This window comes from Malonomonas rubra DSM 5091, from assembly GCF_900142125.1.
Classification (GTDB): Bacteria; Desulfobacterota; Desulfuromonadia; order Desulfuromonadales; family Geopsychrobacteraceae; genus Malonomonas; species Malonomonas rubra.
The window spans coordinates 65,730-80,714 of the sequence record NZ_FQZT01000012.1 but is presented as its reverse complement, the minus strand read 5'-3'; the positions used below and the strand labels follow the sequence as shown (position 1 = coordinate 80,714).

Genomic DNA, 14,985 nt, shown 5'->3' with positions numbered 1-14,985 from the left:
CGAGGCCATGGACAGAGCAGTCCATGGCCTTTTTATTTGCCCTGCAATGGAGAGAAGAAGATGCGCAACAATATTGTTCACATCGGTGCCGGCGAGCTGACTTATGAAATTCGCGCTATTGTCGATATCGCCGAGAAATTGAAGAAGCTTGGCATCAAAACCAACATGGAAAATATCGGTGACCCCGTTGCGAAAGGGGAAAAGATTCCGGACTGGATTAAGGGGATTGTCGCTGACCTGGCGATGAAAGATTGCTCCTATGGTTATTGTGCGACTAAAGGTGTGCTGGAGACTCGTGAGTTCCTCGCCGAACTGACAAATAAGCGGGGCAAGACCCAGATAACGGCAGAAGACATCATTTTCTTCAACGGTTTGGGTGATGCCATCCAGAAAGTCTATGGCCTGCTCAAGCGTGAAGCTCGGGTGCTCGGTCCTTCACCGACCTATTCAACCCACTCCTCTGCAGAAGGTGCCCACGCAGGTCAGAAGCCGGTCACCTATCGACTCGACCCGGAGAACAACTGGTATCCGGATATCGATGATATGCGCTTGTCAATTAAGTACAATCCAGCAATCTCTGCGATCCTGGTGATTAACCCGGACAACCCGACCGGAGCCGTTTACCCGGAGCGTATCCTCAAAGAGATCATCGCCCTCTGCAAAGAGTACGATCTGTTTCTGATCTGTGACGAGATTTATCACAACCTTTGCTACAACGGGACGGCAACCCGACCCATCTCCGACCTGATCGGCGACCTGCCGGCGATCGCCATGAAGGGGATTAGCAAAGAGGTCCCTTGGCCTGGCGCCCGCTGTGGCTGGATTGAGGTCTACAACGCCGATAAAGATCCGATGTTCGCCAAGTATGTTGAGAGTATTTTGAACTCAAAAATGGTCGAAGTCTGTTCGACCACTTTGCCGCAGAAAGCGATCCCGGCGATTCTCAGCCACGAGGAATATCCAAAATATCTCGAGCAGCGGAAGAGCCGATACGAAAACTATTCGAACATCGCTTATAATTTACTGAAAGAGGTGCCGGGCCTGAAGGTGAATCGCACGAACGGCGCTTTCTACATGAGTGTGGTGTTCGAAAAAGGCCTTCTTAATAGTCAACAGACTTTGGATATCGAAAATGCCGAAGTCAAGCAGCTGGTTGAGGAGTTGGTCAATAAAGAAGGCTGCGAGGCAGACAAACGGTTTGTTTACTATCTGCTTGCGTCCACCGGAATTTGCGTTGTGCCAATCTCCTCTTTCTGTACCGATGAGCGTGGTTTCCGCATAACCTTGCTGGAACTGGACGAAAAAGAATTTACGCAGATTTTCATTACCATTGCCAACGCGGTGACCAGCTACCTGCGTTCCTGAAAGGCTGCCGATGCTGCCCTTTGCCAGCGATAAACACGCACAGTTAATTGACGCCCCGCAGCAGTTGAAAGAGTTTCTACTGCGGGGTGCTCGACCACGAAAAGATTGGGGGGTCGGGCTCGAAAGCGAAAAGTTGGTCGTTGATCGTCAAACTGGCGAAGTAGCGAGTTATGAACGGATTCGTGATCTGCTGGCGCGACTAGAGGGCGTTGGTGGCTGGGAGGGTAGCTACGAAGGCGAACATCTGCTCGGTTTGCAGGGGAAGCGTTCATCCATTACGTTGGAACCGGGAGGTCAGCTGGAGCTTTCTGGCCGTTTCTGTTGCGACATCCACTGCAGCTGGCGTGACCTGAGCCGTTATCGTCAACTGGTGATGGAGACCGGTCGCGAACTCGACCTGATGTTTCTTGGCTTGGGGGTGCAACCCTTTACGCCTCTTGAGAAAATAGACTGGTTACCGAAGGCCCGCTATGATGTGATGGGTCCTTATATGTTGAAGGCTGGTTCAATGGGGCAGCGGATGATGAAGCAGACCGCCGGAACCCAGGTCAACCTCGACTATTCTGACGAAGCCGATTGCCTGCGCAAGCTGCGGGCGGTGCAATGGTTGGCTCCAGTCTGCTATGCTTTGTTTGCCAACTCGCCCGTCATGGAAGACAATCCGACCGGCTTTCTCTCGACCCGTGGTCATATCTGGTCGCATACCGATGCCGACCGTTGTGGGCTGATCCTGCAACTGTTTGCGCCTGATGCAGGCTTTGACAGTTATATTGAATATGCGCTCAATGTTCCCATGTACTTTATCCAACGGGATAACCGCTATATCAATTTGACGAACCAGCGGTTAACTTTCGGCCATTATCTGGAGACTGGCTGGCAGGAATGTAAGGCAACATTGGCGGATTGGGATCTGCACCTGTCGACACTGTTTCCAGAGGTTCGCCTGCGACCACAGATAGAAATTCGTAGCGCTGATAGCTTGCCGCCAGCATATACGGCCTCTGTTGCGGCTTTTTATAAGGGTTTGCTTTATTGTGATGATGCCCTGACGAGAATTGAATCACTATTCAACTGTCTTTCTGAGGAAGACTTTTTGCAACTTTACCGTGATTCTTGGAAGCTCGGGCTGAAGGCGACCTCATCCCAGGGGAGCCTGCAGGAGATCGCTGCAGAGTTGTTGCCGTTAGCGAGCACAAGTTTGCGCCGGCAGTTTGAAGCTGGTTGCACCGGGGCCGATGAAAGCAGTTTCCTGTACCCGTTAAAAGAGCTTGTCGAAAGTGGCGAAACTCTGGCGGAACAACTGCTGGCACGCTGGCGGGGAAGCCGGGAAGAGAAGCTCAAAGTCTTGTTTGATCGCTGCGATTTCTCTCATCGTTGAACACATTGATTGCTTTTTCCGACTCGGCAACTATGGCGACTGTGCATTTGTGCAGTCGCTTTTGTGTTTTTGCTGACAAATGTTTACGTGTTTCCACGTGTTTATTCTTTGCGACTGCTGCTAAATTACAAACCATCAACAGCTTGGTGTGGCAGTCAGGCTGTTGACCTCCAAAAAAAGAAGGTTTCATCATACCTCCTTTCTTGCTTACAGGCCGATAGCCGGGAATGCCTCCCCTGGTTATCGGCCTCTTTTTTTCCTGTAGTTTTCCTTGTCTTTTGGCCCGGTTCCTGTTTCAATATGCCGTTCAAAAATTAGCCGTAAATCTGCAGCTTAGCCGACCAAGGAGTCATTTCGAATGCAGCCGAAACAGTTTACCGATCCCGTCGTTAAAGAATCGATCAACACCATCCGCTTGCTCGCCGCCGATGCGGTTGAGGCAGCCAAGTCGGGTCACCCCGGCACGCCGATGGAAGCCGCGCCGATTGCCTACCTGCTCTACATGAAGCATCTGCGGCATAATCCGGCCAATCCTGACTGGGCTGGACGGGATCGTTTTATCCTTTCATGTGGTCACGCTTCGACTCTGATTTACAGTATGCTGCATTTGACCGGGTATGACCTGCCGCTCGACGAAATCAAGAACTTCCGCCAGTTCGGCCGCAAAACAGCCGGTCACCCCGAGTTTGGTCATGTCCCCGGCGTTGAAACCACCACCGGTCCGCTTGGCCAAGGTGTTGCCGTTGCTGTCGGTATGGCGATGGGCGGTCAGTACCTGGCGCAGAATGTCGATGCCGAACTGTTCGACTACCGAACCTGGGTTATCTGTTCCGACGGCGACCTGATGGAAGGCGTATCCGCTGAAGCTGCTTCTCTGGCCGGTCATCTCAAGCTGGGTAACCTCAACTATCTCTACCTCGATAACAAGATTACCATCGAGGGCGATACCCAACTCGCTTTCACTGAAGATGTCGGCGCGCGCTACATCGCCTGCGGCTGGCACGTTGAGCGTGTTGAAGGTGAGAACCTGGAAGAGATTGACGCTGCAATGGAGCGTGCCAAGAATGATCCACGTCCTTCTCTGATCATCGCTCGCACTCATATCGGTTTTGGTGCGCCGAACAAGCAGGACACTCACGATGCCCACGGAGCTCCGTTGGGTGGCGACGAGCTGGCACTGACCAAGCAGTTCTTTGGCCGCGATCCAAAAGAGACGTTCGTGATCCCTGCTGAAGTTGCTGAGCACATGGGTGGCTGTGTCGCTAAAGGCACCGAGCTGGAAAAAGAATGGCAGCAGAAGCTGGATGGCAAAAAAGCTGAGACAGCCGTTGTTAACTGGTTGGCCGTTTCGGACGGCGGTCTGCCACAGGGTTGGGATGCCAAACTGCCGGTTTTCGAAGCGGGTGACAATAAAGCAACCCGTCAGGCCAGTGGAGCGGCAATCCAGGGGCTGGCTCCGCAGATGCCTTTCCTGATCGGCGGTTCTGCCGACCTAGCGCCTTCGAACAATACCGAAATCAAGGGTGAAGCGTCTTGGCTGCCGGGCCGAAGTGGTCGCAATATCCACTACGGCATCCGCGAGCACGCCATGGGCTCGATTATGAACGGCCTCTCCCATACTCCGGGTCTGATCCCGTTTGCCGGCACATTCTTCGTCTTTGCCGATTACATGCGCCCGGCGATGCGGATGGCTGCGCTGATGGGGCTGGCTCCGATCTATGTGCTGACCCACGACTCCATCGGCCTCGGAGAAGATGGCCCGACTCACCAGCCGGTCGAGCATCTGGCGTCTCTGCGTGCGATGCCGAACATGACCGTAATCCGTCCGGCTGATGCCAATGAAACCGTTGAAGCGTGGAAGGCCGCAGTTGCCAACCGCAAAGGGCCGACCAGCTTGGTTCTCACCCGTCAAGGCCTGCCGACTGTTGATCGTACCCAGTTCGGCTCAGTTGAGGGGCTGCAAAAGGGCGGTTACGTGCTGGCTAAAGAGGAAGGCGAGTTGCAGGTCATCCTTATTGCCAGCGGTTCTGAAGTGCAGCACGCGGTCGCTGCCCGAGAAACCTTACAGGCAGAAGGTGTCGGCACTCGCGTCGTTTCCCTGCCGTGCTGGGAGCTGTTTGACGCGCAGGACGCTGCCTATCAGGAAGAGGTTCTGCCATCTGCCTGCACCAAACGTGTCGCAATGGAAGCAGGTGCAACATTCGGCTGGGAAAAATATGTCGGCCGCTGCAACCCGATCATCGGCATGGAAACCTTCGGTGCCAGCGCCCCCGCCGGAGAATTGATGCAGCACTTCGGTTTTACAGCTGAAAACTTTGTCGCCAAGGCAAAAGAAATTCTCAGCTAACTGAGGTTTCTATAAATATCGAAAGGGTGGTCCGTTGGGCCACCCTTTTTTGTTTGTCCATGCTTTTTGTTGGTGGACAGGTTCAGTATTTCTAGTACCGCCCCTATTTTCAATATCTACTAGTTGAAGCATCATACGTTTTACAAATAAAGTTTTGAGTAATATCAACGTGTCAATAGGCGGGCTTAGCATCAAGAGAATCAAATGCCAACTAAAAACTTAGCATACCACCAATTGACAATATACTCTATAGTCACTAAGCTATAAAATAAAAATATTGCCCTTAGGTCATATTGTGTTTTTATGGCTTGATGGCTATATCTCTGGCAGTAATCGGAGGCCCAATGTTTCGCAAAATCATCTCTCCTGAGAGCCTAGGGGCAGCCCTAAGGGAAGTACGTAAGCAAAAAGGCTTAAACCAAACGGCAGCAGGGAAATTGGTTGGCATAGACCAGTCCACTGTATCGAAGGTCGAACAGGGCAGTGGCGGAACACAACTCGACACCCTGTTTCGACTGCTGGCTGCTCTGGAGCTGGAAATGGCAATACAACCTCGGAACAGGGTTGAGGACAATATCGAAGGAGATAACTGGTAAATGGGCCGCAAACGCCTAAGAACAGAACTATTCGCCTACATGAACGGGGAAAAGGTTGGCACCCTGACTCGCACGGCTAACGGCAGGCTGGAGTTCAGCTATGACAAGTCATGGCTCGAAAGCAGCTCAGGGCGTCCGCTGTCGCTCTCGATGCCTTTGGCCGAACAGGTCTACGCAGATGATAGAGTCGAAAACTATTTCGACAATCTGCTGCCGGATAGCCAACCGATCAGAAACCGAATTCAGCGACGCTTCGGAACCGCCTCAAATAACGGTTTTGACCTTTTGTGGCATGTCGGTCGGGACTGCGTCGGAGCACTGCAGCTTATGCCTGAAGACCAACAGGTCGATGTCCAGCAAATAGAGGCAGAACCATTAAAGGACGCGGATATCGCAGCAATTCTGAAAAATTATCGAACAATGCCCCTGGGAATGCACGAAGATAAGAACTTCCGAATTTCGGTCGCCGGGGCTCAAGAGAAAACCGCCCTGCTCAAAATTGACAACCAGTGGCATCTGCCGCTGAGCAGCACGCCGACCAGTCATATTTTCAAACTCCCGATCGGCCATATCGAACATAGCGGCATGGATCTCTCCGACAGCGTAGAAAACGAATGGCTTTGCCATGCCATCCTCAAGGCTTTCGGCCTTCCCGTTGCCAAAGCAGAAATGCACACATTTGAAGAGACAAAAGCTTTGGTTGTCGAGCGCTTCGATCGGCGCTGGGCTAAAGACAGATCATGGTTGATCCGTCTGCCGCAGGAAGACATGTGTCAAGCGCTGAACGTTCCGCCAGTTCTCAAATATGAAAGCGATGGCGGCCCCGGCTTTTCACCGATCATGGAATTACTGCTCGGTTCCACAGACAGTTTGAGCGATCGGCGCCTGTTCATGACTGCTAATCTGGTCTTCTGGCTGCTGTGCGCCATTGACGGTCACGCTAAAAACTTTAGTATTTATCTCCTTCCGGGCGGAGACTTCAAACTGACCCCACTCTACGATGTGATTTCCGCCTTCCCCCTGGTCGCAAAAAAACAGCTCGAGCAACGCCGATTGAGAATGGCGATGGCGCTGATGGGCAAGAACCGGCATGACGAATGGCACATGATGCTCTATCGCCACTGGCTCTCCACGGCAAAAGCATGCCGCTTCCCGACAGGCGAAATGGAGAAGATCATCACCGAAACCCTTGGCCGCCTGGATCAAGTCGTCGCTGAAGTCAGCTCACAACTCCCCGGTTCATTCCCTGATGCCGTTGCTGGTCCAATTTTTGACGGCATGAAAACGGCACGTGATAAATTGATCCGAACAGACCCTTTGAAAGAGGGATAAGGCTATAGGAGATAAAAGCTATAGCAGCCAAGTTGGGATTGAGGAAGTGAGTTTTAAGGGTTACACGAAAGGTTACATAGAAGCAAAAAGGGGTTACACCGTATGGCATAACCCCTTAATTTTACTGGTGCCCAGAGACAGAATCGAACTGCCGACACGAGGATTTTCAGGATTTGTTAAAGAGTTTCTATCTAGTGCCTGTTTGTTCTCAAGGACTTGTTCTTATTGATAAATATCTTTTCCTTGTGCGAGCTTTGTTCTGCCGATGTCTCGGGCTTTGTGTAATTTTCTCGGCATGATTACACAGAAATTACACTAAGCAGAGATCCTCTATTTCTCCTCGAAACGAAAACTCACCTTTAAGTCATTCATCCATGATGGTTGGATAAGTTCGTCATGCTGTAAACGGCCCACGATAATTCCAGGGTGGATGCCAATTTTTTCTGCCAGACAGCACACTGCCGCCTTGCTCCTGAGGCCAAGGAGGTGTGTATTGTTTTCTGGAGGAATTAAGAAGTTTGCTGCCCACTCATTGGCTTCATGTTCTTCTGGGCTGTCGATTTGAGCTTTGTTTGGATCATCTAGGTATACGGACTTCTTATCATTAGCATGAAGTAAAATATGGGCTGCTTCGTGGAATAGTGAGAACCAAAACTTATCGTTAGTTTTGCCATACAGGGAGAGTTGAATAAGTGGCCTGTGCGGACTTAGCCAGCGTGCAACTCCGCTTACATGTGCCCTAGGGATTGCCGGGGCCAGAACGAAGGCTACACCTGCTTGTCTAAAATGATCACGAAGTAGGGGTTCAAACTTTTCCGGTGGGAAGATGGTCAGCTTTCTTATCTCTTCTAACGCTGCAGTAAATTGAGGGCGATCGTACTTGGGGCCGTCTAATTTCTCTGCATGCTGTTCCCCCATGCGCAACCATGAAGAAATAGACCCAATATCGCTTTGATCTGCACGGCTACGGCGGAAAGAGCACTGCATTTCTCCGTAATGGCTACGCCATTCATCGGGTGAAGCAACACCAAAGAAACGCAAACACTGTTCAACCAGTTCAGGTTTTGATTTTTTAACAATGCGCTTTTTAGTTATTACGCCGGCAGCCATCAACTCCTTTACAGGTAATTCATCCAGCCATGCTGCCCACTTGGCATCTCTTTCGGCAGCTTCAAGCCGAGCGCAACGTTCACGATATTTGGCTTCACGCGCAAGCCAGAAGCCAACTGAACTTCCTAGGACACGCTCTAGTCTAATAGCGGCATCTTCCGTAAGCGGTACTTTTCCTTTGATAAGTTGATTGACATGCTTGGTGCTGTATCCAAGACGAGTTGCTAATTCTTTTTGTGCCCAGCCACGTTCCTCGATAATGTCAAGAATTGTGTCACCTGGGGGGGAAACCCAGTCAGGGGTAAACGGTGAACTTAGTTTAGTCATGATAGTCTCCGGTGTATTCAATGCAAATAATGGTTACCTTCGACCAATCAATCGAGCCGTCACCATGCTGAGGGCAAGGGTCGTTCTTTGGAGAAAATACAAGCCGTACTCCCCCCGCAAGGCTAACAGCAAACTGTCCGGCTCGATCACCTTTTAGTGGGTGAGGATTGCCTGCGACAAGGTCTGTAACATTCTCTGCCGCCTCAAGGTCGTCCATGCGAGTTCTAAGCTTACGAGCACAGGCCTTCCCTAGTTTTTGCTTAGCAACAGAACTTTTCTCGCAAAGTTCACGAGTTTTCTTGTTTTTAAAGTAGATTTCCAACTGATGGCACCATCGTATCATTATTTACCTAATAGGTAAACGCTCGATTTTGAATAAGGATTGACAATAGCGGATCTTACCTGTCAGAGATTATCTGATTACTGAGCCAGTTCTCTCTTTCCGAGCACCCGCCATGCTCGTTTCATTTGGCAAAGAAGCATAAACAATAAGCGCACGACCAATAATCATCTTCTCAGTCACGGGGCCGAAAAATCTGCTGTCGAAGCTATAGTCTCTATTGTCGCCAAGGAGGAAGTAGCTATTGGCGGGAATCACCAGCTCCTTCATTTGATCTCTTGGGGCTTTTTCAGCGCTGAGTTTTTCTTCATCGAAGTGGGAAGCATATTTATCGAACACCTTATTGCCATCGATATAGAGAGCTTTGTCTTTTATGGCGATTTTTTCGCCTGGGAGTCCCATCACCCGCTTAATAAAAAGCCTGTTTTTTGCATCGTCTGGCATTAAAAAAACGACAACATCACCCCGCGATATGGGCTTGTTTCTATAATACTGATTATCAATAATGATTTGATCGCCAACAATTAACGTCGGGTTCATGCTTGCTGCAGGAACTCTAAAAATACGCCCTTTGAAAAAGGCAGGATTTTTCTCTCTTCCCAGACTCCAAACCTGCGCAGCTTTGATCTGATCTCCTGTCATGAAATATGAGAGCCCCAGCCTAAATAAAGTTTCCTCGAGGTTGCCAGTTGGAACGCTCTGCCCATTCAGGGCACTGGTGTATTCTTCAGCGGCACTCCTATATTGGTCGTTATAAAATAGTTTGTCGGCGAGAGTTATTTCCCCGCACCAAGCTGACGATGTATAGGCAAAAAGAACCCATAGGATTACAACATATTTCATTTATCCCCCCCCTGTAATTGTTTCACTCAATATCAGCCGACCTCGCATACAAGTGCCGCTGAAACCCAACAAACGTCTCCCGGATCTGCGGGATACCACCAAGCTGCGCAGCGGCATCATTGACATTGCCGTACTTCAATTCAAGTAGTCCTGCAAGCTTGGCTATCTCCAGCTCACCGACCCCAACTCTGACATACTCGCCAAGCACGAACTCCAGGAACGCCTGCTGTTTCTCTTCGTACTTGGTGTAGATCTCGTTTTTGTGTGCCTCTACTCGTTCTTCACGGCTGATCGGCGGTAAGGTGAAGGCGATGTAGGCTAGGACGTCGAAGACATCACTGTGCATGGCGTTGATCATCAGCTTGGCTTCGGCCAGTTGCTCAGCCCCGAAACCTTTCTCCGCCAAGCCGTCGAGCAGGGTCTTTCGTGTAACCGGATCGCCCCAGATGGTGCGCAGCTCTTCTTCATTCTTGAACAGAGCCGGTAGCTCGCCATAGAGGTGTTCCACGAACTGCGCTGCCGACATCGGCGTGCCGTCGGGACTCCAGAAGGTGGTTGCCATCATGTGCTGGATGACGCGCTCTTTACCGTCGGCGAGCGTCACCTTGACCTTCTTTTTCTTACCCCCTTCACAGACGCACGGCTTTTCGCCGCATTCCGGGCAGGGGCAGATGCACGGTTTCACTCCACATTTTTCGCAAACGCAAACACAAGGCCATTCACCACACCGCGCACAGACCGGCTTTTCACAGGAGCAGGGAGCGTTACCGCACTTCTCACAAACTTCAGGCTCTTCCGGCTCGCCATCCCATTCCGGATCACTGAAGTGCTTGTACGCTTGCACGAAGTCGTAGATGGTGAAGTAATCCTTACCGTCAAACAGGCGCGTACCTCGTCCAATAATCTGCTTAAACTCGATCATCGAGTTGACCGGGCGCATCAGCACAATGTTGCGGATATTGCGGGCATCGACGCCGGTGGAGAGTTTCTGAGAGGTGGTCAGGATGGTGGGGATGGTCTTTTCGTTGTCCTGGAAGGTGCGCAGCCAGCGTTCCCCTTCGGCTCCGTCGCGGGCTGTGACTCGTACGCAGTAATTCGGGTCGGTGCTGGTCTTCATCTGGTTAATCAGGTCACGCACCGCAGCGGCATGATCCTGGGTGGCGCAGAACACCAGCGTCTTCTGCTTCTGGTCAATCATCTCCATAAAGATTTTGACCCGGTAGGCTTCGCGCTCTTTGATCTCGATGATCTTGTTGAAGTCATCTTCGCCGTAGAGCTTGCCTTCCTCGATCTCCCCTTCGATGACGTTGTCATCCGGGGTATAGATGTAATCATCCAGCGTCGTGGCGATCTGCTGCACCTTGAACGGGGTCAGGTAGCCGTCGTTGATCCCTTCCTTGAGCGAGTAGATATAGACCGGCTCACCGAAGTAACGGTAGGTATCGGCATTCCCTTTGCGCTTGGGGGTGGCGGTCAGGCCCAGCTGCACCGCAGGCTTGAAATACTCCATGATGCTGCGCCAGTTGCTTTCGTCGTTGGCTCCGCCACGGTGACACTCGTCGATGATGATGAAGTCAAAAAAGTCGGGCGGATAATCACCAAAGCTGGGAGCGGGATTGCCTTCGGCGTCGCGGCCGGCCATGAATGTCTGGAAGATAGTGAAGAAGATGCTGCCGTTTTTTGGGACACGCCCATGCTGTCTGATGATCGCTGGATCGATGCGCACAAGGGCATCTTCTGGGAAGGAGGAGAAAGCGTTGTAAGCCTGATCGGCGAGGATGTTGCGGTCAGCCAGAAAGAGGATGCGTGGCCGGCGCTTGCCGTCCCTGCCCAACGTCCAGCGGCTGTGGAACAGCTTCCAGGCGATCTGGAAGGCGATGGCGGTTTTGCCTGTGCCGGTCGCCAGGGTCAGCAGGATACGATCTTCACCCGCGACAATCGCCTCCAATGCCTTGTTGATGGCGTTATGCTGATAGTAACGCGCCTGCCACTGACCGCTCTTGTTCTCAAACGGCACATCGGCAAAGCGGTTGCGCCACTCGTTCTCTTCGGCATAGGTCATCGCCCACAGTTCATCCGGGCTGGGGTACTGGTCTACATACCCTTCCTTGCCGGTCTCCATGTCGATCTGGTAGATGCCGACGCCGTTGGTCGAATAGGTGAAGCGGGTCTGCAGCATCCCAGCGTAGCGCTTCGCCTGTGCCACCCCTTCGGTATCGGGCAGATCACGCCGCTTGGCTTCGATCACCGCCAACTTCTGCCCGCGATAGGTAAGCACATAATCGGCGATGTCCTGCTTCGACCGTTTACCCGCACCCTGCAGCCTGCCCAGCGTGATGACTTCACGACGGATGCGACTGTCCTCGACAGCGCCCCAGCCTGCAGCTTTCAGGGCGGGATCGATCAGTTCGGCGCGGGTTTCGGCTTCGTTCATGCGACGGCCTCTTCAAGTGTTTTTTCGGGCAGGACGGTGAGTTCGCCTGCGAAGGCTTTTTGTAGGATGGATTGCTTGAGTTCGACGAGGGCTTCTAGCTTTTGCTGATAGACGGTTTCGAGGCTTTGCGTCTCAACAGATAGCTCTTTTAGTCGAGCTACAATTCGCCCTTGATCCGCTAAATCCACTGGAACCGGAATTGAAAAGTTTACAAGCGTTTTGATCGGTAGTTGAGGTTGCGCAGCCCCCGAAACAAAACGTTCAATTTGAGATTTCATAATTCCAGAACGTAAAATCTCAAACAAATACTCGGACTGAATGACTTTCTCGTTAGGGCGAAAAATCAGCATTCCTGAGTTGATTCGGATCGCATCATAGGCAACGCTGTCGTCATAAACAGCAATGTTGCCTATAGTCCCCCTGGTCGTAAGGATGACATCTCGGCGCTTTAGCTTGCCCTTCCGCAGGGCCTTGTCTTTCTCTTCAGTGATAAACATTGTGGTGTCAAAATTAAACCCGTCGGGTCTGACATTTTTTGTATTGAGAAAGAGGCAAAAACCTTCATCCAAGAAGTCAGCTTTCTTTGGGTAGTTTACTCCTCGATCACCATCTATGATCTGAATCAGATCAGCATCGCCGAACTTCTTCTCCACCCACCCATCACCCTTCTGGGTGAAAACGGCATTCAGATAGCTTTCAAACAGCTCTCGGGCATTGGCGAGGTTCTTCTCGGTATTGGCGACCGCCGCATCGATTCCCGCAAAGGCTTCATCGAGAATAGCGACTATGCGCTTTTGTTCGGGGAGGGACGGAAGAGGGATTTCAACACCGGCCAGTGCAGACTTGGATAGCTCTTTAAAAGTCGTGCCGCTTCCAAGGTCATTCAATAGGCCGACATTCAAGCGCAGGAAGTAAAAGAGGTACTTGGTATCCAGCAGTTCAGACGGCACAAGCCCCCGACAACCTTGGTTCGTTGCCATCGGCAATGTATTGATAACCAAATGCCCAATCGGCGCACGAGTCGATAAAATTACTGAGTTTGCGGGAATCAACTTGGCCGATGATTTAGCGAGTCCCTTATCGGAAATCTTCCTGCAGGTATCAGATACATAATTGCTATCGAGCTGGCCCATGTCTTTGGGGGTGATCCACAGTACGTCGCCATCCCAATACTCAGCAACTTTGCTTTTGGGCGTACCACCGTTGATGATAGTGGTGACATCTCCGATGGGTTTAGTTATCCAACCCACCATCACACCATCTCCCGAATCCCGGCCAGAATCTCCGCACTCTCGGCATCCAGCGCCGCAATCTCATCCAGAATCTCCTGTGGATCGCGCAGCGGGGCTTCCTCTTCTTTGTTCGGGTTCTTCACCGACAGATCAAAGCTGGTCTGATCGATCTCCTGCACATCCACCGACCACGATTTGTCTGAATCGGCAAAGCTGGCCTGCAGGGCGACGAACTCTTTCAGATCATCATCATTCAGGGCCGTGGTCTTGCCGAGGCTGCGGCCCGGATCGAGCTGGTAGTACCAGGTCTTGCGGGTGGGTGCGCCCTTCTCGAAGAACAGCACCACGGTCTTCACCCCGGCGCCGAGGAAAGTTCCACCGGGGCAGTCGAGCACCGTATGCAGGTTGCAGCTTTCCAGCAGCTCCTGGCGCAGGGCGCGGGAGGCGTTGTCCGAGTTGGAGAGGAAGGTGTTCTTGATCACCACTGCCGCCCGGCCACCAGCCTTGAGCGACTTGATGAAATGCTGCAGAAACAGAAAGGCGGTCTCGCCGGTCTTGATCGGGAAGTTCTGCTGCACCTCCTTGCGCTCTTTGCCGCCGAAGGGAGGATTGGCCAGGATCACATCGAAGCGGTCCTTCTCCTGAATGTCGCTGATGTTCTCGGCCAGGGTGTTGGTGTGGATGATGTTGGGCGCGTCGATGCCATGCAGGATCATGTTCATGATGGCGATGACATAGGCGAGGCTCTTCTTCTCCTTGCCGTAAAAGGTCTTGGTCTGCAGGGTCTCCAGTTGGCTGGTGGTCAGCTTACCCTTGCGCAGGTAATCATGCGCCTCACACAAAAAGCCCGCCGAACCGACTGCGCCATCATAAATCCGCTCACCGATCTTCGGCTTGGTCACCTGAATCATGGCGCGGATCAACGGCCGGGGGGTGTAATACTCCCCACCGTTACGGCCAGCGTTGCCCATGTTCTTGATCTTCTCTTCATACAGGGCCGAGAGTTCGTGCTTCTGATCCTGTGAGCGGAACTGCAGGGCATCCATCAACTCCAGCGCATCGCGCAGGCTGTAACCGCTGCGGAACTTGTTCTTGATCTCACCGAAGATCTCGCCAATCTTGTATTCGATGGTATCGGGACTGGCAGCACGTTGCTTAAACCCCTGCAGATAGGGGAACAGCTCCCGGTCTACGAAGGCGATTAAATCATCGCCGGTCAACGCGGTATCGTGATCGAACTCCCCCTTGGCATTCTTCGGCGCCGCCCACTGTGACCACTGGTATTTCCCTTCGATGATGAAGGTGTAGTCCTTACCCTCCAGCTCCGCCCGCATGGCCCGCTCGCGCTCCAAATCATCCAGATACTTGAGGAAGAGCATCCACGAGGACTGCTCGGTGTAATCGAGTTCCGAAGAACAGCCCGCCTCTTTCCAGAGGACATCATCGATATTTTTAAAGGTTTGTTGAAACATTGGGTTCCTTGTTGTGATCTTGTGGTAATGGGCGGGGAGAAATGAAAAACCGCCAGAACAGCAATGCACTGCTGTTGACGGTTTAGAGTGTTTTAGCTTGGTTCGCAGACAACATTATTTCATCCCCCCATACAATATAATGTAAGAATTATAGGGGAACCTCGATATGTTTTCCAGAAGAATACGGATAGCTGGACAGGGTTCGTTTT

The 14,985-nt window shown here is 51.9% G+C and carries 12 protein-coding genes; 5 read left to right on the top strand and 7 right to left on the bottom strand.

Going from position 1 to position 14,985, the window contains the following annotated elements; all coding sequences use genetic code 11:
* Positions 1-60 precede the first annotated feature (60 nt).
* Both BUB13_RS14460 and BUB13_RS14455 read left to right on the top strand, forming a co-directional pair.
* Positions 61-1,365, top strand: coding sequence for a pyridoxal phosphate-dependent aminotransferase (locus BUB13_RS14460; protein WP_072909485.1), 1,305 nt, complete (start codon positions 61-63; stop codon positions 1,363-1,365).
* 10 nt (positions 1,366-1,375) lie between these two features.
* On the top strand, positions 1,376-2,743 hold the full coding sequence (locus BUB13_RS14455; protein WP_072909484.1) for a glutamate--cysteine ligase: 1,368 nt from the start codon (positions 1,376-1,378) through the stop codon (positions 2,741-2,743).
* Here BUB13_RS14455 and BUB13_RS18835 read toward each other — a convergent pair.
* Positions 2,703-2,933 carry a hypothetical protein gene (locus tag BUB13_RS18835; RefSeq protein ID WP_139249396.1) on the bottom strand — a complete coding sequence of 77 codons (231 nt, stop codon included), beginning with the start codon at positions 2,931-2,933 and terminating at the stop codon, positions 2,703-2,705. The genes BUB13_RS14455 and BUB13_RS18835 overlap by 41 nt on opposite strands.
* Positions 2,934-3,101: 168 nt before the next feature.
* On the opposite strand from BUB13_RS18835, the gene tkt reads away from it, so the two are divergent.
* The 3 genes from tkt (at position 3,102) to BUB13_RS14440 (ending at position 7,018) form a co-directional block, all read left to right on the top strand.
* Positions 3,102-5,090, top strand: a complete 1,989-nt coding sequence (gene tkt, locus BUB13_RS14450; RefSeq protein ID WP_072909483.1) for a transketolase — start codon at positions 3,102-3,104, stop codon at positions 5,088-5,090.
* A gap of 344 nt (positions 5,091-5,434) precedes the next feature.
* A complete protein-coding gene (locus BUB13_RS14445; protein ID WP_072909482.1) occupies positions 5,435-5,686 on the top strand; it encodes a helix-turn-helix domain-containing protein in 252 nt (83 codons plus the stop codon).
* Positions 5,687-7,018: a type II toxin-antitoxin system HipA family toxin gene (locus tag BUB13_RS14440; protein WP_072909481.1), complete on the top strand. Its 1,332-nt coding sequence runs from the start codon at positions 5,687-5,689 to the stop codon at positions 7,016-7,018.
* Positions 7,019-7,348: 330 nt separating this feature from the next.
* Here the strand turns inward: BUB13_RS14440 and BUB13_RS14435 are convergent, their stop codons facing one another.
* The 6 genes from BUB13_RS14435 to BUB13_RS14410 all read right to left on the bottom strand — a co-directional run bounded on the left by BUB13_RS14435 (position 7,349) and on the right by BUB13_RS14410 (position 14,776).
* Positions 7,349-8,455, bottom strand: a complete 1,107-nt coding sequence (locus BUB13_RS14435) for a helix-turn-helix domain-containing protein (RefSeq protein ID WP_072909480.1) — start codon at positions 8,453-8,455, stop codon at positions 7,349-7,351.
* Positions 8,448-8,777: a type II toxin-antitoxin system RelE/ParE family toxin gene (locus BUB13_RS14430; protein WP_072909479.1), complete on the bottom strand. Its 330-nt coding sequence runs from the start codon at positions 8,775-8,777 to the stop codon at positions 8,448-8,450. The genes BUB13_RS14435 and BUB13_RS14430 overlap by 8 nt, the downstream gene beginning before the upstream one ends.
* Positions 8,778-8,867: 90 nt before the next feature.
* The gene (lepB, locus tag BUB13_RS14425) at positions 8,868-9,638 is read right to left on the bottom strand and encodes a signal peptidase I (protein ID WP_072909478.1); all 771 of its coding nucleotides are present in this window, start codon (positions 9,636-9,638) and stop codon (positions 8,868-8,870) included.
* Positions 9,639-9,660: 22 nt separating this feature from the next.
* Positions 9,661-12,072: an EcoAI/FtnUII family type I restriction enzme subunit R gene (hsdR, locus tag BUB13_RS14420; protein WP_072909477.1), complete on the bottom strand. Its 2,412-nt coding sequence runs from the start codon at positions 12,070-12,072 to the stop codon at positions 9,661-9,663.
* Positions 12,069-13,325 carry a restriction endonuclease subunit S gene (locus BUB13_RS14415; RefSeq protein ID WP_072909476.1) on the bottom strand — a complete coding sequence of 419 codons (1,257 nt, stop codon included), beginning with the start codon at positions 13,323-13,325 and terminating at the stop codon, positions 12,069-12,071. The genes hsdR and BUB13_RS14415 overlap by 4 nt, the downstream gene beginning before the upstream one ends.
* Positions 13,325-14,776, bottom strand: a complete 1,452-nt coding sequence (locus BUB13_RS14410) for a class I SAM-dependent DNA methyltransferase (RefSeq protein WP_072909475.1) — start codon at positions 14,774-14,776, stop codon at positions 13,325-13,327. Before BUB13_RS14410 ends, BUB13_RS14415 begins: the two co-directional genes overlap by 1 nt.
* Positions 14,777-14,985: the final 209 nt, after the last annotated feature.

Bases quoted from the DNA above. Each gene is read 5' to 3' on its own strand.
- BUB13_RS14440 (WP_072909481.1), top strand. From the start codon at position 5,687: ATGGGCCGCAAACGCCTAAGAACAGAACTATTCGCCTACATGAACGGG.
- BUB13_RS14410 (WP_072909475.1), bottom strand. From the start codon at position 14,776: ATGTTTCAACAAACCTTTAAAAATATCGATGATGTCCTCTGGAAAGAG.
- BUB13_RS14435 (WP_072909480.1), bottom strand. From the start codon at position 8,455: ATGACTAAACTAAGTTCACCGTTTACCCCTGACTGGGTTTCCCCCCCA.
- BUB13_RS14460 (WP_072909485.1), top strand. From the start codon at position 61: ATGCGCAACAATATTGTTCACATCGGTGCCGGCGAGCTGACTTATGAA.
- tkt (WP_072909483.1), top strand. From the start codon at position 3,102: ATGCAGCCGAAACAGTTTACCGATCCCGTCGTTAAAGAATCGATCAAC.
- lepB (WP_072909478.1), bottom strand. From the start codon at position 9,638: ATGAAATATGTTGTAATCCTATGGGTTCTTTTTGCCTATACATCGTCA.
- BUB13_RS14455 (WP_072909484.1), top strand. From the start codon at position 1,376: ATGCTGCCCTTTGCCAGCGATAAACACGCACAGTTAATTGACGCCCCG.
- BUB13_RS14445 (WP_072909482.1), top strand. From the start codon at position 5,435: ATGTTTCGCAAAATCATCTCTCCTGAGAGCCTAGGGGCAGCCCTAAGG.
- BUB13_RS18835 (WP_139249396.1), bottom strand. From the start codon at position 2,933: ATGAAACCTTCTTTTTTTGGAGGTCAACAGCCTGACTGCCACACCAAG.
- hsdR (WP_072909477.1), bottom strand. From the start codon at position 12,072: ATGAACGAAGCCGAAACCCGCGCCGAACTGATCGATCCCGCCCTGAAA.
- BUB13_RS14415 (WP_072909476.1), bottom strand. From the start codon at position 13,325: ATGGTGGGTTGGATAACTAAACCCATCGGAGATGTCACCACTATCATC.